This is a genomic window from Rhodococcus sp. LW-XY12 (assembly GCF_019317345.1).
GTDB lineage: Bacteria > Actinomycetota > Actinomycetes > Mycobacteriales > Mycobacteriaceae > Rhodococcus > Rhodococcus pyridinivorans.
Window position 1 is genome coordinate 4,854,295 of the sequence record NZ_CP079225.1, and the last position, 17,710, is coordinate 4,872,004.

At 68.2% G+C, this 17,710-nt stretch carries 20 protein-coding genes and 2 pseudogenes; 8 read left to right on the top strand and 14 right to left on the bottom strand.

Annotated features, from left to right (window positions below):
* Positions 1-10: 10 nt before the first annotated feature.
* Together KXC42_RS22305 and KXC42_RS22310 are read right to left on the bottom strand one after the other, a co-directional pair.
* Complete coding sequence (locus KXC42_RS22305; protein WP_006553130.1) at positions 11-526, bottom strand: hypothetical protein; 516 nt, start codon at positions 524-526, stop codon at positions 11-13.
* Entirely contained in the window at positions 523-1,335 is an 813-nt protein-coding gene (locus KXC42_RS22310) for a DUF72 domain-containing protein (protein WP_024102382.1), read from the bottom strand. Before KXC42_RS22310 ends, KXC42_RS22305 begins: the two co-directional genes overlap by 4 nt.
* Positions 1,336-1,433: 98 nt before the next feature.
* Here KXC42_RS22310 and KXC42_RS22315 point away from each other — a divergent pair, with 98 nt between their 5' ends.
* On the top strand, positions 1,434-2,015 hold the full coding sequence (locus tag KXC42_RS22315; protein WP_033097483.1) for an HdeD family acid-resistance protein: 582 nt from the start codon (positions 1,434-1,436) through the stop codon (positions 2,013-2,015).
* Between the two features lie 25 nt (positions 2,016-2,040).
* Here the strand turns inward: KXC42_RS22315 and KXC42_RS22320 are convergent, their stop codons facing one another.
* Positions 2,041-2,448, bottom strand: a complete 408-nt coding sequence (locus tag KXC42_RS22320) for a TIGR03618 family F420-dependent PPOX class oxidoreductase (RefSeq protein WP_006553127.1) — start codon at positions 2,446-2,448, stop codon at positions 2,041-2,043.
* A 127-nt stretch (positions 2,449-2,575) separates the two neighbouring features.
* Between KXC42_RS22320 and KXC42_RS22325 the strand changes: the two genes are divergently transcribed.
* Positions 2,576-2,905, top strand: coding sequence for a GYD domain-containing protein (locus tag KXC42_RS22325; RefSeq protein WP_006553126.1), 330 nt, complete (start codon positions 2,576-2,578; stop codon positions 2,903-2,905).
* 75 nt (positions 2,906-2,980) lie between these two features.
* A pseudogene (locus KXC42_RS22330) lies at positions 2,981-3,977 on the top strand (MFS transporter).
* Positions 3,978-4,015: 38 nt separating this feature from the next.
* On the opposite strand, the gene KXC42_RS22335 reads toward KXC42_RS22330, so the two are convergent.
* The 5 genes from KXC42_RS22335 to KXC42_RS22355 form a co-directional block, all read right to left on the bottom strand.
* Positions 4,016-5,713, bottom strand: coding sequence for an AMP-binding protein (locus tag KXC42_RS22335; RefSeq protein ID WP_219129610.1), 1,698 nt, complete (start codon positions 5,711-5,713; stop codon positions 4,016-4,018).
* Positions 5,710-6,585 (bottom strand): alpha/beta fold hydrolase, encoded by an 876-nt coding sequence (locus KXC42_RS22340; RefSeq protein WP_024102387.1) that lies wholly within the window; start codon positions 6,583-6,585, stop codon positions 5,710-5,712. The genes KXC42_RS22335 and KXC42_RS22340 overlap by 4 nt, the downstream gene beginning before the upstream one ends.
* Complete coding sequence (locus tag KXC42_RS22345; protein ID WP_219129611.1) at positions 6,582-7,322, bottom strand: hotdog fold domain-containing protein; 741 nt, start codon at positions 7,320-7,322, stop codon at positions 6,582-6,584. Before KXC42_RS22345 ends, KXC42_RS22340 begins: the two co-directional genes overlap by 4 nt.
* A complete protein-coding gene (locus tag KXC42_RS22350; RefSeq protein WP_006553121.1) occupies positions 7,319-8,515 on the bottom strand; it encodes an acyl-CoA dehydrogenase family protein in 1,197 nt (398 codons plus the stop codon). Before KXC42_RS22350 ends, KXC42_RS22345 begins: the two co-directional genes overlap by 4 nt.
* A gap of 86 nt (positions 8,516-8,601) precedes the next feature.
* Positions 8,602-9,201, bottom strand: a complete 600-nt coding sequence (locus tag KXC42_RS22355; protein ID WP_219129612.1) for a TetR family transcriptional regulator — start codon at positions 9,199-9,201, stop codon at positions 8,602-8,604.
* 125 nt (positions 9,202-9,326) lie between these two features.
* Between KXC42_RS22355 and KXC42_RS22360 the strand changes: the two genes are divergently transcribed.
* The 3 genes from KXC42_RS22360 to KXC42_RS22370 are packed head-to-tail and all read left to right on the top strand — an operon-like array spanning position 9,327 to position 11,808.
* Positions 9,327-9,824 carry a nuclear transport factor 2 family protein gene (locus KXC42_RS22360; RefSeq protein WP_006553119.1) on the top strand — a complete coding sequence of 166 codons (498 nt, stop codon included), beginning with the start codon at positions 9,327-9,329 and terminating at the stop codon, positions 9,822-9,824.
* A complete protein-coding gene (locus KXC42_RS22365; RefSeq protein WP_219129613.1) occupies positions 9,821-10,195 on the top strand; it encodes a DUF485 domain-containing protein in 375 nt (124 codons plus the stop codon). The genes KXC42_RS22360 and KXC42_RS22365 overlap by 4 nt, the downstream gene beginning before the upstream one ends.
* Positions 10,192-11,808 (top strand): cation acetate symporter, encoded by a 1,617-nt coding sequence (locus KXC42_RS22370; protein ID WP_016692584.1) that lies wholly within the window; start codon positions 10,192-10,194, stop codon positions 11,806-11,808. Before KXC42_RS22365 ends, KXC42_RS22370 begins: the two co-directional genes overlap by 4 nt.
* Before the next feature lie 4 nt (positions 11,809-11,812).
* Here the strand turns inward: KXC42_RS22370 and KXC42_RS22375 are convergent, their stop codons facing one another.
* The 4 genes from KXC42_RS22375 to KXC42_RS22390 form a co-directional block, all read right to left on the bottom strand.
* Positions 11,813-13,159, bottom strand: coding sequence for a phosphotransferase family protein (locus KXC42_RS22375; RefSeq protein ID WP_033097489.1), 1,347 nt, complete (start codon positions 13,157-13,159; stop codon positions 11,813-11,815).
* A gap of 79 nt (positions 13,160-13,238) precedes the next feature.
* The gene (locus KXC42_RS22380) at positions 13,239-13,421 is read right to left on the bottom strand and encodes a hypothetical protein (RefSeq protein ID WP_006553115.1); all 183 of its coding nucleotides are present in this window, start codon (positions 13,419-13,421) and stop codon (positions 13,239-13,241) included.
* 42 nt (positions 13,422-13,463) lie between these two features.
* Positions 13,464-13,850: a VOC family protein gene (locus KXC42_RS22385; RefSeq protein ID WP_006553114.1), complete on the bottom strand. Its 387-nt coding sequence runs from the start codon at positions 13,848-13,850 to the stop codon at positions 13,464-13,466.
* Between the two features lie 13 nt (positions 13,851-13,863).
* Positions 13,864-14,622, bottom strand: a complete 759-nt coding sequence (locus KXC42_RS22390; RefSeq protein ID WP_006553113.1) for an ArsR family transcriptional regulator — start codon at positions 14,620-14,622, stop codon at positions 13,864-13,866.
* A 68-nt stretch (positions 14,623-14,690) separates the two neighbouring features.
* On the opposite strand from KXC42_RS22390, the gene KXC42_RS22395 reads away from it, so the two are divergent.
* Together KXC42_RS22395 and KXC42_RS27440 are read left to right on the top strand one after the other, a co-directional pair.
* The gene (locus tag KXC42_RS22395) at positions 14,691-15,974 is read left to right on the top strand and encodes an APC family permease (RefSeq protein ID WP_219129614.1); all 1,284 of its coding nucleotides are present in this window, start codon (positions 14,691-14,693) and stop codon (positions 15,972-15,974) included.
* Positions 15,975-16,068: 94 nt separating this feature from the next.
* Positions 16,069-16,272, top strand: a complete 204-nt coding sequence (locus tag KXC42_RS27440) for a hypothetical protein (protein ID WP_064061480.1) — start codon at positions 16,069-16,071, stop codon at positions 16,270-16,272.
* Here the strand turns inward: KXC42_RS27440 and KXC42_RS22400 are convergent.
* Both KXC42_RS22400 and KXC42_RS22405 read right to left on the bottom strand, forming a co-directional pair.
* Positions 16,251-16,880 (bottom strand): annotated as a pseudogene (locus KXC42_RS22400) (carotenoid oxygenase family protein); the annotation flags it as partial. The gene KXC42_RS27440 and the pseudogene KXC42_RS22400 overlap by 22 nt on opposite strands.
* A gap of 315 nt (positions 16,881-17,195) precedes the next feature.
* Positions 17,196-17,675, bottom strand: a complete 480-nt coding sequence (locus KXC42_RS22405) for a TspO/MBR family protein (protein ID WP_033097491.1) — start codon at positions 17,673-17,675, stop codon at positions 17,196-17,198.
* Between the last annotated feature and the right edge of the window lie 35 nt (positions 17,676-17,710).

Below are 17,710 nucleotides of genomic sequence, written 5' to 3' on the forward strand. Positions count from 1 at the left end.
CCCGAACAGGTCAGGGCATCTCCTGCGTCTCGGCCCGTTCGATCTCGCTCACGGCGCGGCGCAGATACGCCTCGGGAGCCACGCGGCGCGCAGCGACGAGATCGGCGACGACGAGCAGGCCCGCGGCCAGATACTGCTCGGGACGGATCTTCGGGCGTTCGGCGTCGGAATCGGACACTCCGAGCGCACCCGTGAGCACAGCAACAACGGCTTCGGGTTCGAGCGATGGCAGCCATCGCAGTCCGGAACGGACGGAGCGTTCGAGCACGGCCTGCACGTCCTCACCGGCGAGACCGTCGGGATGCAGTTCCTCGAGCAACTCCCGGACCATGCCCGCGTGCACGGCCGTGACCTGCTCGTAGGGCAGGTCGACCAGTACCGCGACCGCCTCGTCGAAGGGCTCGGCCGACTCGCTGCGGGCAGCGGCGAGCGCATCGGCGGTGGCCGTCGCGATCTCCCGCGGCGTTCTCGGCCAGTGGTCGGGCCACACAGCGATCTCCTGTCCTTCCTCCGGACGCCCGGTCACAGGCGTTCCTGCAACGCGAGCGCGTCGTGCGGTGCACAGCCTTTCATGTCGTTGTCGAAGTACACGTAGACGTCCCGGCCGTCGCCCAGCCATCCGCGGATCCGCTCGGCCCACACGTCGAGAACGTCGGGGGTGTACCCGCTCGCATACAGCTCCTTGTCGCCGTGCATCCGCACGTAGACGAAATCGCTCGTGACGTCGGTGAGGAACGGGAACTTTCCGGCCGTGTCGGCGACGACGAGCCCGATGTCGTGCGCGCGCAGCAACTCCACGGCCTGCGGGCTCGCGAGGTCGGGATGCCGCACCTCGACGGCGTGCCGCAGCGGACGCTCGGCGTCCACCTCCACCCACACCCGATCGTCGGCGAGTTTGTCGGTGTGCCGGCGGGCGAGTTCGCCGGCGGCCATCGTCGTGCGGGGCAACCGGGTGAAGAAGTCCGCGAACCTGTCCTCCTCGAAACCGAGGGTCGGCGGGAGCTGCCACAGCACCGGACCGAGTTTCGGGCCGAGCGCGAGCACACCGGAGGCGAAAAAGTTGGCGAGGGCGTCGTCGACACCCGCGAGCCGTTTCATGTGGGTGACGAACCGCCCGCCCTTGACGGCGTAGACGAAGTCGTCGGGTGCGGCGTCCCGCCACGCGAGATAGCTGCTCGGGCGCTGCAGCGAATAGAACGAGCCGTTGATCTCGATCGATCCGAACCGCTGGGCGGCGTATTCGAGTTCCCGGCGTTGGACGAGTCCTTCCGGATAGAAGTCTCCGCGCCAGCCCGGATAGCGCCATCCCGATATCCCGATCCTCGCCCCGGCCACGTTTCCGAGCGTAACCTCGGCTTCGATTCGGCACGCGAAACAGCACGACCGCGCTTATCCTCTGGGCTACAAGATCACATCACACGCCAGGAGCCGTCATGTCCACGAGCTCGGTTTCTTCCAACGATCCGTTCCGATCATTACTGAAGCAGATCTGGTGGGTGGTGCTGCTGCGCGGCATCCTCGCGGTCCTCTTCGGTGTCGTCGCACTCGTCTGGCCCGGCATCACCGTGTGGGCGCTGGTGGTCGTCTTCGCGGCCTACGCGATCATCGACGGCATCGTACTGGTCGTCCAGTCGGTCCGTGACAAGCCCGAGGGCTGGGGCTGGTGGCTCGCCATGGGCGTCGTCTCCGTCCTCGCCGGCCTCGTCGCACTGTTCTGGCCCGGCATCACCGCACTCGCACTGCTGTACGTGATCGCGTTCTACGCCATCCTGTTCGGCATCACCGGCATCGTCGGCGGCATCCGTTTCCGGAAGGTCCCCGAGTCCGGATGGGTGTGGTCGGTGCTCGCCGGCGTCGTCGCCGTCCTGTTCGGCATCGTGCTGCTGATCTTCCCCGGCGAGGGCATCCTGAGCCTGATCGTCCTGCTCGGCATCTACGCGATCCTGTTCGGCGTGCTGCTCATCATCCTGGCGTTCCAGGCACGCAGTACGGCGAAGAAGGCCGGCGTCATCTGACCACCGGCCTTTTCCCCGATCGATCTCAGGCGTTGCGCAGGCGACCCCACGCGTGCCAGCGGTCGATCTCGATCCACGCGTTGACGCGCTTGCCGTCGCGCGCGTGGTACGGCTTGCCCGTGTAGTGGCGAGCGATCCGGTCGATGTCCTCCAGGGACGGATCGTCGGTGAATTCGACGACCCGCCCCTGGAGGCTCACGTGCGTGATCCAGTCCTGCGGATCCATCGCCGACAGGCTCACCCGCGGATCGTTCCGCAGGTAGTCGAGGCGCTTACGGGTGGAGTCCATGTTGACGAGGATGCGGCCGTCCTCGTAGACGTACCAGGTCGGAACGGACACCGGATGACCGTCCGGGCGCAGAGAGCTGATCGTGGCGTAGTTGGGCTGGGTGAGGAATTCTGCGACGGCCCCGGGCACGGGTCGTTTCGGCACGGCACTCCCTTTCGATGCGGTGGATGGATCTCGATATCGAGACTAGGCCGCGATTCCCGGCGAAACCGTCCCGGGCGACGAGGGGAGGACCGACCATGGAGGTCGGGATCCTCGAAAGGAGACGATCATGCCGCGATATCTCTGGCAGGTGAACTACACCGCGGACGGCGCACGCGGGTTGCTCACGGACGGCGGTACGTCCCGGCGCGACGCCATCGTCCGGATGGTCGAAAGTGTGGGCGGGACGGTCGATTCGGTGCACTTCGCGCTCGGTGGTCACGATCTGTACGTGCTCGGCGAGGTGCCCGACGAGATCGCGGCCGCGACACTCGAACTCCGCACCATCGCCTCCGGCGCCGCGCGCTCCACGCCGATCGCCCTGCTCACCCCCGAACAGGTCGACGAGGCCGCGCGCCGCGACGCGAGTTACCGGACGCCGGGGAGCCAGGACGGCTGACCGCTCGCCTCCCGCGACGCACTGCTGGGTATCGTCTGCTCATCCTGTTGCTTTCTCGAAGAAAGTGAATTCGTGATGAGTGTGCGCCCGGCCCAGCGCAGTGACCACCGACCGGCCCGCATCCACCCGGCATGGTGGGTCGCCGCGGTGGCCTTCCTCGCGTTGTTCGGCGCCGCCGGCTTCCGGGCGGCACCCGGCGCGCTCATGGTGCCGCTGCACGACGAGTTCGGCCGGTTCCGCGACCGGCCAGCTGGTGATCCTCCCTCCCGTGGCCGCGCTCGCGGAGAACGTCGGGTGGCGGCAGGCCTCCCTCGTGATCGCCGCGGCGGCGCTCGTCGTCGTCCCGCTGGTGTGGGCGGTGATCCGCGATCATCCCGACGAGCGCGGCGTCCTGCCCTACGGGGCCGACCCCGAGACCTACATCGCGCCGGCGCGGGCGACCGGTGGTGCCGTCGGCCGCGCTCTCGAAGGGCTGGTCTTCGCGGTGCGTCACCGGGCGTTCTGGGCCCTCGCGATCGCCTTCGCCATCTGCGGAGCCACCACCAACGGACTCGTCGGCATCCACTTCATCCCGTCGGCCCACGACCACGGCATGCCCACGACCACCGCGGCGAGCCTCATGGCCGCCGTGGGGATCTTCGACATCGTCGGTACCATCGCCTCCGGATGGCTGACCGACAAGTTCGACCCCCGCAAGCTGCTGGCCTTCTACTACACCTTCCGCGGCGTGGGTCTGCTCCTGCTGCCCTGGTTGCTGCAGGAGTCCGTGCACCCCAGCATGATCCTGTTCGTCGTGGTCTACGGCCTGGACTGGGTCGCCACCGTGCCGCCGACTGCGATGCTGTGCCGCCGGGTCTTCGGCGACCGCGGAACCATCGTGTTCGGCTGGGTGTTCGCCTCCCACCAGATCGGTGCCGCGGCGGCCGCTTTCGGAGCCGGGGTCATCCGCGACAACCTCGGCACCTACACCTACGCGTGGTGGGCCGGAGCGTCCCTGTGCGCGGTCGCCGCGTCGCTGTCGATTCTCACCAGGGGCCGCGTCGCCACGACCGCACCGATGGGCCGCAACTGAGCGACGCGACCGCGTGCGGATCGTGACGACGCAGGACGCTATCCGGCTCGGAAGTCGCGTTCGCTACCGGCCCACTCGCGGGCCCACTCGCGCAGTTCCACGGCGCGGATCTTCGAGCCGTTGCCCCCGACCGTGGTGGGCATCCGTTCGATGACATGGATCGCCGTGGGCACCTTGAAGGCGGCGAGGGTCTCGCGGCACCAGGCCCGAAGGGTCACCGACGTCGTGTCCGCGGGTGCGTCGTCGGTGGGGACGACGAAACCGATCGCCTCCGTGTAGCCGCCGTCGCCGGTGATGCCGACGACCTTGGCCGTGGCCACGCCGGGATGCTCCGCCAGACGCGTCTCGATCTCGGCGGGGTCGACGAGGAAGCCGCGCAGGCGCAGGACGTCGCCCATCCGGCAGACGTAACGGAAACCCCCGTCGCCGAGGTCGACGGCGAGGTCGCCGCTGCGGAACCAACCGTCGGCCGTGAACGCGCGCGCGGCGGCGTCGGGGTTGCCGAGATAGGCGTCGACGACGTTCGGGCCGCGGAACTGCAGTTCGCCCTGTTCGCCGGCCGGGAGGACCCGATCGTCGTAGGGATCGGCGACCCGCAGTTCGATCGCCGTGTCGACCGCGCGTCCGCCACCGTTCCAACGCACCGATTCCGGATCGTCGGCGTTCCACAGCATCGCGAGGGCGAAGACCTCGGACGAACCGAACACACCGGAGGTGTGGGTGCCGAATTCGTCGCGCAGCCATCGGGCGATCTCGTGGGAGCGGCCGAGGAAGTCGGCGATGCCGACCCAGCGCAATGACGACAGATCGACGCGTTCGCCGTCGTGCCAGGCGTCGTAGAGACGGCCGAACAGGTCGTCGGCGCCCACCGCGTGTGTGACCCCGACCTCCCGCATCCGGCGCAGGACCGCATCCGGATCGAAGACCGTCTCCATGAGCAGCGCTCCCCCGCCGGCGAGCGCCGCCATCGCGGTACTGAAACCGAAGACACCCGAGACCGGGAGCACGCACAGCGCCACGTCGCCCTCGGCGACCTTCATGATCGCGGCGTCGGCCCGTCCGTGACGGACGACCGCGTTGCCGCGATGTGCGGCCAGCTTGGGCACGCCCGTGGAACCGGATGTCGTGAACGCCACCGCGATCCGATCCTCGGGATCGTCGTCGATCCCGGCCGGGGTGAGTGTCGCGGTGTCGGGGGTCTCGGGAGCGCTCGCGCCACGCGTGTCGCCGCTGCCGGCCGTCCACGCGCCTCCGCCGAGATCGAAGTCGGCCGGGGACGCCGAGGGGTTCGCCGGTCCGGGCACCACCGCAACCACCGGGGTGGACACATCGGGCACGGACGCCGCGGCCTCGGTGAGCCGACCGAACAGGTCGAGTCCGTGGAAGGCGGCCGGCACGGCCACGACGGCAGGTCGTGCGGCGGTGAGTATGTGCGCGACCTCACGGGTGTTGTAGCGGGTGTTGACACCGATGACGTGGGCACCGAGCGCGGAGGCCGCGAACTGCCACACGAGTGCGTCGGACCAGTTCGGCAACATCACCGCGATGCACTGGCCGGCGCGCAGGCCGATGCCGTCGAGTTCGCTGCGCACGGCCTCGACCCGGTCGCGGAACTCTCCGCGGCTGCGGGCCACCGCCACGTCGTCGACGATGTCGTAGGCGATCGGGGCATCCGGATTCGCGGCGACGAGCCCGTCGAGCAGTGCGGGCAGGGTGTCGGTGCGGGTGGTGGTCACAGCGCTGCCTCCTCGGGAACAGCGACCCGGCGCAGTTCACCGATCCAGGTGTCGGCGAGCGCGGCGAAGTCGTCGATCTCCTCCATCGGATAGTGCCCGATACCGGCCAGTGCCGTGAAGCGGGCGCGTCCGGGAAGTGCGTCGTTGATGGTGTCCGCTGCCCGGGCCACGGCGTCGGGGTCGATCCACGGGTCGTCGACGCCGGCGACGAGGTGGATCGGTGCGGTCACCCGGTCGAGGCGGTCGCGCACGTCGTGGGTTCCCCAGCCGATGAGGTCGGACGACGAGATCTCCGGGTCCTCCCGCTTGTGCATGAGCGCGATCGTGTGCGCCTTCACCTCCGGAACCGAACGTCCCACGGATGCAAGAGTTCCCAGATAGGTGCGCTCGGAGCGCGACGGTCCGGCGACGTCCTCGAGTTCGCGGCGCAGACCGGTGACGTTGACGCGGCCCGGGCCGGGCTCGGCTTCCATCGCCACGGCCCCGGACAGCGGACGGTCCGGGCGGGTCGCGAGTTCGAGTGTGAGCTTGCCCCCGATCGAGCAGCCCATGACGAACGGCCGGTCGATCCCGAGCGCGTCGAGCACCTCGCACAACCAGTCGCCGTAGGTGATCAGGCTCGTGACGGGGCCGCCGGGTGCCGGTTCGGAACGTCCGTGGCCGGGCAGGTCGGGGACGACCACCCGGTAGCCGCGGTCGGCGAGATCCCGGGCCGCGTGGCGCCACTGCACGCCGCTCTGGCCCGCAGTGTGGATACACAGGACGGTGGGCAGATCGGTCGCGTCGAGCGCGTTGCCGGATCGTGCGTCGGGAGTGACGATCTCGACGAAGCCGAGCGCTCCGCCGATCTCCAGGTAGCGGGCCTCGATCATGAGCGGGCCTTTCGGGCGAGGGCACGGGCGTGCCCGATGATCGTGTTGAGCGGCTTGGTCAGGCGTAGGTATTCGTATCCGTCTCCGGTGGAGGAGAATTCGCCGCGGATGGCGCGGCGCATGAAGTCGTTCTCCTCGGACAGGACGAGATCGGTCCAGGCGTGGTCGGACGCGACGAAGGTGAACGTCGCGCCGTGCGGGGTGCGCCGGGTGACGTCGACGATCCGCCCCTTGTAGATGCGCAGGTGCAGTTCGATCTCGCCGCTGCGCAGTCCGATGGTGCCGTCCCAGGTGGACAGCGAGGAAGCAAAGTCCCGGTCTTCCGAGAGGCTCTCGGCGAGCAGTGCGCCCCAGGCGGGTGTGCAGAAGTCCAGTTCGGGAACCGTCGGCTGTTCGTCGTCGAAGGTCCATGTCTCGGTGCCGGATTCGCGTACCGTGCCGGCCTGGTCCACGAGCCGGACGTAGCGGCGCGCGGTCCGTCCGGACACGCGGGTGATCACGGTGTCCGCCGATACAACGTCCGATGCGGAGACCGGATCGTGTGCGTTCCAGTCGAATCCGGACGGTACGCCACCGGGAACGGACGGGACGAGCGAGGCGACGGCCAGGGCACCGAGGACGGGTGAGTTCGCCGGTGCCACCGTACCGGAGGCGGTCAGGACATCGGCCACGGTGCAGGGTTCCGAGGCGGTGCGGTCCCCGACGGTGAGCGGGCGGATGACGGTGTGTGCGCTCATGCCTGCTCGGGCCTTCCCAGGAGTTCGTCGGAGATGATGCGCATCTGGATCTCGCTGGTGCCCTCGAAGATCTTCGTCAGACGTGCGTCGCGCCAATGGCGTTCGACCTGGAAGTCGGTGGTGTATCCGGCGCCGCCGTGGATCTGCACGGCCTCGCTGGTGACCTGCTCGGCCATCTCGGTGGCGACGAGCTTGCACATCGACGCCTCGAGCGAGCACCGCCGGCCGGTGTCGATGTCGGTGGCGACCGAGTACATCAGCTGGCGTGCCGCCTCGATGTCGGCGGCCATCTTCGCGATCTTGAACCTCAGATGCTGGAAATCGCCGATGGGGCGGCCGAACTGGCGGCGGGTGTGCACATACTCGATCGAGTCCTCGAGCGCGGCGCGGGCGAGGCCGATGGCGCGGGCGGCGGTGTGGGCACGGCCCACCTCGAGGCCGGAGACGGCGAGGTAGAAGCCCTTGCCCTCCTCGCCGAGCATCTTGTCGGCCGGGATGCGGAAGTTGTCGAACGACAGTTCCCAGGTGCTCCACCCGAAGTAGCCGATCTTGCGGACCTTGGTACCCGAGATGCCCTCGGGGAACACGCCGCGTTCCTTCTCGACGAGGAAGGCGCTGATGCCGCGATGCGGCTTGGCCGGGTCCTTGTTCGGGTCGGTGCGGGCGAAGAGCACGAGGTAGTCGGCCTCGTCGGCGTAGGTGCACCACATCTTGGTGCCGTTGACGACCCAGTCGTCGCCGTCGCGCACGGCGCGGCACGAGATGTTCGCGACGTCGGAGCCGGCCTCGGCCTCCGACAGGGCGTACGCGCCGAGGTACTCACCGCGCGCGACCTTGGGCAGCAGTGCCGCCTCCTGCTCGGGGGTGAATCCACCGCCCATGCCGTTGCCGCGGGCGAGCAGACCCGACACGCTCATCCATGCCCGCGACAGTTCCTCGGCCACGAGGCAGTACTCGAAGACGCCGAGCCCGAGACCGCCGTGTTCCTCGGGGATCATGATCCCGAAGAAGCCGATCTCGGCCATCTCCTTCTTGAGGGAGTCGGGGATGGCGCCCTGGACCGGGTCGAGTTCGTTGGCGACGGGCAGCACCTTCGTCATCGCGAAGTCACGGGCGAGGTCGCGGATCGCGAGGCGTTCCTCGGTGAGATAGCGCGGGGAATCGGTGCGCGGCTGCGAGGGGCGGTGGGTCATGGGAGGTGCACTCCTTCGATGGACCGGAGTAGGTCATTAACGCTTGTTCACCCAGTACAGCACGGCACCCATGACCCGTCAACGGTTCAGCGCGAATATCCGACCAGATTGAGCGCGTATCCGGCGAAATCGTCGGCGACCTCCTGTGCCGAGAGGGGTCCGCTCTCCCGGAACCAGAGGGGGATGCCGGCGCACATCGTCAGCACCGCGGTGACCCCTTGATGCACTCGTTCGATCGTGAAAAGTCCCTGCTCCACACCGTCTTCCGCGATATCGACGAAGAGTTGTTCCTGCGCGTCGCGTGAGCCCACCACGCGCTTGCGGTCGAGCGGGCCGAGATACCGCAGTTCCGAATTCGCCACCAGGCAGGCCCGCGGATTCCGCGCGGTGTACAGCGCGTGGGCCGCGACCGCCGCGCGCCACCGCTCGGCCGGATCGTCACCGACCTTGCGCAGCGCGTTGCGGGTCGCCGTGAACTGCTCGTCACTCGCGCGGCGGAGAATTTCCACGAGCAGTTCCGACTTGTTCTCGAAGTGGTTGTAGACGTTGGCAGCGCTGCAACCTGCGGCGTTGGCGATATTGCGCATCGTCGCCCCGTGGAATCCGCACTCGTAGAACTCGTCGAGCGCGGTCTCGAGAATCCGTTCCCGAATGGACGCGGACGCTCCGTTCGACCGGCTGTTCATCCCTGCACAGTAGGCACACATCGCGCCGACCAGCAAGAACCTTCCCGTTGACGCGCATGCGCACGCTTGTTATGGTCCAGCTCACATGAACGGACGTTAATAAAACGCACAACGGAGGATCTGCCGTGTCCAGTCCCCATCCCGGACCGTCCCTGCTCGACCGCATCACCCACCTCGAAGACCTCGAGGCGATCCGGAAGCTCGATGCGCAGTACTGCCGCCACCTCGACGACGGCAACTGGGACGCGCTCATGGAGCTGTTCACCGATGACGGCGAGTTCGACGGCCTGTCCCACCCGCAAGGAAAGGAGGAGATGCGCACCTTCTTCGCGGGACTCGCCGACGGCGGCCTGACCTCCTTCTGGCACTTCATCACGAACCTCGAGATCGACCTCGACGGTGACCGCGCCACCGTGCGCTCGTTCCTGTGGCAGCCGTGCGTCACCGACGGCACCCCCGCGATCGCGGCCGGTCGCTACAACGACGAGGTCGTCAAGGTCGACGGCCGCTGGCTATACAAGGTCAAGCAGGTGCGTTTCCACTTCTTCGGACCGCTCGAGGCCGGGTGGGACGAGAACCTCTTCGCGCTCGACAGCGCCCGCGGCGCGGCGGTGCGGGCATGACCGACACCGTGAACGGCGTCCCCACCTCGTCCCCGGAGGACGAGCTCGTCTGGTCGCGGATGCTCCGTCTTCCCGAGATCGCCGAGTTGCGTCGCCGACGCGCCCGCGTGACCAACACGCTCGGTGGCATTACCGTCGTGCTGTTCACGTCCTTCCTCGTCGCCTTCATCGGGTTCCCCGACCAACTCGGCGCCACCGTCGTCCTCGGCATCCCGCTGTCGCTGTGGGTGGTGTTCTCCCAGTTCGCCGGAACCTGGGTGCTGGTCTGGGCGTACTTCCGTCTCTCCCGCACCTACATCGGCCCCGCCGTCGACGACGCCGTGGTGGCCGTCGAACGGAACCGTCCCGCATCCGAGGAGGTCGCATCATGACCGGTGACGCCGATTATCTCGCCATCGCGATCTGCAGCGCCGTCATCTCCCTGACCCTATGGGTGACCTTCGCTGCATCCCGGCGCGCGAAGAGCGCCGACGGATTCTTCGCCGCAGGTCGCTCGATCTCGAGTTGGCAGAACGGATTCGCCATCGCGGGCGAATTCATCTCCGCCGGCAGCTTCCTCGGCACCACCGGTCTGATCTTCTCCAAGGGCGTCGACGGCACCGTCATCCTGTTCACGTCCGTCATCTCGTTCCTGCCGGTGCTGTTCCTCCTCGCGGAGAAGATGCGCAATCTCGGCAAGTACACCCTCGCCGACGTCCTCGTCTTCCGCACCGACTCGCGGAACGTGCGGGTCGCGGTCGCGCTGAGCACGATCGCCACCGGCACCTTCGTGCTGCTCGCCCAGCTCGTCGCCGCGGGTGTGCTCCTCGAATCCGTCTCGGGCATCCCGTTCTGGCTGTCGGTGGTGGTCGCCGGATCGCTCATGGGCATCTACGTCTTCGTGGGGGGCATGCTCGCCACCACCTGGGTGCAGGTCATCAAGTCGACGATCCTGTCGGTGCTCGCGATCATCGTGTGCTTCGGCATCCTGGCGCAGTTCGGGTTCGCATTCCCGAAGGTCCTCGACGCCGCAACCGACAACGCCGTCGCGGGCGACGCGATCCTGTCCCCCGGCCTGATCTTCGGCCAGACCAGCGCGATCAACCTCGTCTCCTACGCGCTCGCGTTCGCCCTGGGCACCGCCGGAATGGCGCACATCCTCATCCGGTTCTTCACCGTCCCCGAGGCCACGACGGCACGTCGCTCGCTCGGCTGGACCGTCGCGCTGTGCAGCCTGTTCTATCTGATCGTCATCGTGATGGGCTTCGGCGCCGCGGCCGTGCTCGGACCGAACGGCACCGATCTCGTCGGGCCCGGCGGCAACCTTGCGGCACCCGTCCTCGTCACCGAACTCGGTGGCGGAGCCGGCACGGTCGGTGGGTCCATCGCGCTCGCACTCGTCGCCGCGGTCGCCTTCGCGTCCATCGTCGCAGTGGTCGCCGGTGTCGTGATCTCCGCGGCCGGCACCTTCGCCCGCGACGTGTGGCCGGCGGTCACGCGGAAGGAACCGATCGAGAATCTCGACGCGGACGAGCAGGCCCGGGAGGACCAGGCCCAGGCCCGCATCGCCCGGTACGGCGCCGTGTCCTTCAGCGTCCTCGCCATCGGCCTGGCCATGCTCATCGGCGACGACACCAACATCACCTTCTTCATGGGCATGGCGTTCATGGTGGCCGGCAGTGCGCATCTGCCCGCTCTCGTGCTGAGTCTGAACTGGCGGCGCTTCAACGCCACCGGCGCGGTCTGGGGTGTGCTCACCGGTCTCGTCTCGACGGTCGTGAGCCTGATGTTCACCGAGGCCCTGTGGATGGGCAGCGGCCCCGCTCCCCTGACCATCCAGCTCCCGGTGATCGTCACCATGCCGCTCGGCATTGCCGCGTGCGTGATCGGATCGATCGTCGGCGAGAAGCGTCGGGGACGAGGCCGCCTCGAGGACGAGAAGTTCGCGGAGATGCTGGTGCGCGCGGAGACCGGCATCGGCGCGGAGGTCGCCGCCACGCACTGATCCGTCAGCGATATTTCGGGTTCGCGACCTTCAGCCGGTTCGCGGCCAACCCCCTGATCACCTCGGCGACCTGCGGGTCGTCGAGGTGATCTCGTCCTGCACGCACACCGAGGGCGAGTTCGGCTTCGGAGCGGTAGCCGAGCCCGGCGAGCCGCACCCGATAGGTCTCCCGCACCGCCGGGGCGAAGAGGGCCTCCCGTGCGGCGATGCCGAGAACGTGCGCCGCCACCCGGCTGCGGTAGCGGGTCTTCGCATCGGCGCCCGCCCCGACCTCCAGGACGAACTCGCGCACTGCCCCGAGCAGCTCCTCGACGGGCGGTGCTCCCAGGAACTGTGGGGTGGCGGGCGGAGTCTCCGTCTCGTCGTGGGGAGGGACGTCGAGCAGGTCCAGCAGGTCGTGTTCGCACTCGGCGACGCGCCGGCCGATGGCGAGCAGTTCGAGGGTGTTGTCGCCTCCCGTCGCCGCTGCGGCGGCCTGCATCCGGCAGATCACCGCCCACCGCAGCGAGCCGTAGACCTCCCACCAGTGGAGGACCTCGGGGTCGGGACTCTCGCCCGATTCGTCGGCGTACCCGCGGAACAGGTCGTCGCGGGAACCGAATCCGCCCACCGGATGCGGCGAACCGAAACGCCAGGTCCGGGTGCACAGCCACCCGAGGTCCTCCATCGGGTCACCGACGTGCGCCAGTTCCCAATCGAGCACCCCGCGCACGCCCTCCGCGTCGACGAGGAGGTTCCCGTTGCGGAAGTCGCCGTGCACGAACGCTTTCCCGGTCGCCGGTGGACGGTTGCGGAGGAGCCACGCGAACGCGGCCTCGAGCGTCGGCACGGGGTTGCCGTTGGTGAGGTACTCGTCGAACAGGGAGGTCAGCGGGTCGTGTTCGGGCAGGTTCGGTACGGCCTCGATGTCCATGCGGTGGATCCGGGCGAGGATGCGTCCGAGTTCGTAGGGCAGTGCGGCGCGGACCTCGGCCAGATTCTCGTCGCGCAACAACTTCTGCGGCAGTGCCTCGCCGGGCACCTTCGACATCACGAGGTAGGCGCCGATCCCGGGGTGCGGTTCGTCGCCGCTGCGGTCGATCACGTCGGGCACGGGCACGCCGATGCGGGCGGCCTCGTCGAAGGACGCCGCTTCCATTGCGATCCTGCGTGCGTCCTCGCGTCCTGGCGGGTCGCGGCGCAGGATCAACTCCCGGGTGTCGCCGGTGGCCGACACCGCGGTGATCGCCCAGGTCTCGCGGCTCGCACCACCGGTGAGCCGTTCGATGCGCCGCAGCGTCCAACTGCCGTCGAGTACCGACGAAAGACGCTTCGTCAGTTCGTCTTTCAATTCACCGCTGACGCCACCCACCGCGACCTCCCTGTTCGGTTTCCTGCGGTGGATACTCCCACGGTGATCCGCGGTGTGCGAGTACTTCGGCCGTGGAGGGTCAGGCCGCGAACCCCACCGCGCCGATCACCGGGATGATCGTCATGAAGACGATGGCGAGCGCGAACAGCGTGATCGTGATCTTCTTGTCCCAGCGTGATCGCGTCCCCGTCGCGGCGAGCATGAAGAAGACGAACCCCACGCAGATGGATCCGATACCGATGACGACGGGTGTTTCCAGCATGCCTCCATCATTACCCATCGCGGGTCGGCGCTTCGGGGTCGGTCATCTGTCGGCCGCCGGCTGGAACAGTTCGATCGGATTGCCGGCGGGGTCGGCGAGCAGGATCTGACGACCGCCCGGACCGGTCACCACATCGCTTCGGAGTTCTATGCCGGCACCACGCAGGCGAGCGATCTCGGCGTCGAGGTCGTCGACGACGAGGTGGATCCGGTTACGGCCCGGACCGACGAACTCCTCGGGGGTGGCGCGGGCCCCGGAACTCGCCGGCCCGGACAGCAGCAGCCGCAGCGAACCCCTGATCACATCGGCGAAAGCGGGCGCGGGGTGGGTGAGCACGGTGAAGCCGAGATAACGGGTGTAGAAGGCGACGGCCGCGGGCACGTCGTCGACGAGGTATCGGACGCTGACGTATTCGTCGGTAGTGGTCATCGGTTGCTCCTGGTCATGTTGTGACGGCATGGGTCTCGCACAGATATCGGATGCGGGTGTCGATCTCGGCCGCGATGACACGGAAGGCCGGATAGGTCTCTTCGTCGGCACCGCCGGCCGCCGCCGGGTCGGGGATACTCCAGTGGATCCGGCGAGTCTCGCCGTCGAATTCGGGGCATACCTCGCGGGCCTTGTCGCACAAGGTGATCACCGTGCCGAACCGGCGGCCGGCGAGGCTGTCGAGGTGGCGGGGATGTCGGTCGGCGATGTCGATCCCGAATTCTTCTCGCAGCACCCGCACCGTGTTCGGGTGCATGTTCCGTTTCGGGCAGGTGCCTGCGCTGGTCGTGTCGACGGTCCCGCCGGTGCGCTGCCGGAGCAGAGCTTCCGCGATTGCGGAGCGCGCACTGTTGCCTGTGCACACGAACAGCACCGGTGAGGGCGTCTCGGATGTGAACGTCACAGGCGGGCGGTTGCACCCCAACCCCGGATGCAGTGCGGCACCTACGCCGACCAGCATCTCGGTGCACCGGTCGAGGTCGAGGTGGTAGTAGCTGTCGCGGCCGTCGAAGCTGCTGCGGGAAACCCGCACCAGCCCGCCGTCGCGGAGCAGGCGGAGGTGATAGGAGACGAGGTTCTGCGGCTCCCCGACCAGTGACACCATCTCCCGGACCCGATAGTCGCCGCCGGACAGCGCCGCGAGCAGCTGCCACCGCACCGGGTGGGCGGCCAACTGCACGAAGGCCGGGACAGGTTGACGCACCGACTTCATCACCCGATGATAGCACCAGATACATCAAATCATTTTGATTCAATTTGGATGCGCGCGAAGGAGCCGTGATGTCGGAGACGACAGGGACGGGCACGCCCGAGGGGTTACAACGGCGCCTCGGGGCGGCCGACGCAGTCGTGATCGGCCTCGGATCGATGCTCGGGGCGGGGATCTTCGTGGCCCTGGCGCCCGCAGCCGGAGCTGCGGGGTCGGGCCTGCTGATCGGGCTCGCGGTGGCGGCAATCGTGGCGTACTGCAATGCGTCCTCGTCGGGACGGCTGGCGGCACGGTACCCGGTCTCCGGTGGCACATATGTGTACGGACGCGAACGGCTCGGCGAGTTCTGGGGATATCTGGCAGGCTGGTGTTTCGTGGTCGGCAAGACCGCCTCGTGCGCGGCCATGGCGTTGACCGTCGGCCTCTACATTTGGCCCGAGCAGGCGCACGCGGTTGCGGTCGCCGCGGTCGTGTTGCTCACGGCGGTGACCTATCGCGGTGTCCAGAAGTCGGCACTGGCGACCCGGATCATCGTGGCGATCGTGCTGGCCGTACTCGCCGCGGTGGTTGTCGCAGGGTCTACCTCCGGCTCCACCGAGGTGGCCCGACTCGGGTTCGGCACCGACATCACCGTGGGCGGGGTGCTGCAGGCGGGCGGGTTGTTGTTCTTCGCCTTCGCCGGGTACGCGCGGATCGCCACCCTCGGCGAGGAGGTACGCGAACCGGCGCGCACGATACCGCGCGCGATCTCGATGGCACTGGGCGTCACCCTGCTCGTCTATCTGGCGGTCGCTTCGGTCGCGCTGCTGGTACTGGGCCCTCGCACGCTGGCCGAAGCGACTGCACCGTTGTCGAGTGTGGTGACCGCGGCCGGGGTCGAGTGGTTGGAGCCGGTGGTGCGCGCCGGGGCCGTCGTTGCCGCTCTGGGTTCACTGCTCGCCCTGGTGCTGGGAGTGTCGCGCACCACCTTCGCGATGGCACGGGACCGGCATCTGCCGCACGCGCTGGCCGCGGTGCACCCCCGGTTCGCGGTGCCACATCGAGCCGAACTCGCTGTCGGAGTGATCGTCGCGGTCGTCGCCGCAACCGCAGATGTCCGTGCCGCGATCGGATTCTCGTCGTTCGGGGTGCTGGTCTACTACGCCGTCGCCAACGCCTCCGCCTGGACGCTTCCGGGCGGGCGACGCGGGCGCATCATCGCTTCACTCGGGCTGGCCGGATGCCTGACCCTGGCGTTCACGCTGCCCGGCTCATCGGTGCTCGCCGGTACGGCCGTGATCGCAGTGGGCGCGCTGATCTACGCCACACGTCGGCGCTTCAGGTACCAGCCGGAACCGGTTGAACCGCAACGGTAGATCCGTCAGAAATGAGATGCCCATCGGCCTACCGCCGGTCGGAGGTAGCGCCACTGTCGGGCCGAAACGCGCCGTGGGAGGTCATCGGCACGTAGTGCTGCAGGATCACCGCCGCGGCCGGTCCGTCGCCCGGTCGGTCGGCGCGCAGGACGAGAAGCCTGCTGCCCCTGCGCGCAGGCTGGTGTTCGAGCGTCAGCGATCAGCCGCCGCCCTCGGCGTCGCTGCCGGTGCGAACAGAGGTTCACAGACGGTGGTGCCGGCCTCGGCCGTGTACCGGTTCGTCGTGCCCGTACGGTGATCGATCATGGTGACCGAGTCGGGATCCCCTCCCGGGACCGATGCCGACGCGGTGTAGCTGTAGCGATGCTCGGTGGTGGCGAACCGCGGGTCGAGTCGAGGGAATTCGCATCCGTGATCGTCGAGCGCGGTGGCGGTGATGCGGCGGGCCCTGCGGTCGACGGTCAGCCGAGTGAGCGTGCCGCCGAAGGCCGGTCCGGCATCGCCCCGATAGTTGCGCAGGTGACCGTTCTACCCTTCCCAGCCGCCGGCCGGATCGTGCGCGACGAGTTCGACGACGGTGCGATCGCCGGCCTCGTGGGCGTTGGTGACGTGAAAGTGGAACAGCGCGTCGTGTTCGAAGGTCGCCGGGTCACCACCGTCCCGCGACACCAGGACGATGGTGGTGCCGAGTTCCGGTCGGTACGACAACGCATCGTCGAAGGGCGCAACCCCAGTGCAACCGGGACGGGATTCCGAACCAGCAAGGGTCCCAGCACGAACACCATGTGCCGATCGGTCAGCGCGAAGTCGTGGACGAATCCGAGCTCGGGAATCGGGATCGTCGCGGGCCCGTGCAGCCGACCACCACGGTCCACCATCTATCGCCGGTACGCATCGAAGGGCCATCTGCTGGGCGTCATCGTGAACCACGAGCTCGACACTCTCGAACAACTTGTCCTCGGTCGCCTGCGATTCGCCGACGAACCGTGGCTCATCCGCTCCGAAAGGGCAGCACACTGGTCGACATCGTCACCGAGGGGGCACTGAAGCACATCACCGGCCCACCCCCTGGCTGGGCACCTCGGGCCGACCCCGGAGACAGCAGTGGAATTCATGGTGGGCGTGGTCTTCAGCCAGTTGCTCTCCCCCGCCCGGCACATGACCCACGCCGACGTCGCCGCATATGTCACGAACGCGATCTACCGTCCTGACTCACGCGGATCAGCGGTTGAGCTGCGTGATCCGTCCGGTCAGCAGCGTGGCGAACGCCGTCCACGCCGAGTACGGAGCCAGCGCGGCGCCCGCAGCCGGATTCGCCTCGGCCGTCCGGCGCGTCAGATCCGCGGTACTGGCGGCGAGTAGGGCGGCGACCACAGTGGCAGGCATCAACCGATGCCACTTGAAGAACACCCACGACCACGACGCGTTGAGAACGAGATTCGTAGCCAGAGCCGCGATGTAGTTGCGACGACCCGCATAGTCGTCGGCGTCGGTGTACTCGTCGATCGCGACGGCCGAGGTGACAGCGATATCGGCATACAGCGCCGTCCAGACGATCGGGAACGCCGCGACCGGAGGCTGGAAACCGGGCTTACGCAACTTGCGGTACCACCGGGAGTTCGTGTCCTGGGAGGCGATCGATCCGACGATCGCGGTGGTCGTGGTGGCAGCGGCGGTCGCGAGAACGGTACTGAGTCTCATGTCTGTCGGCTCCTGTGGATGACGGTTGATCGTCG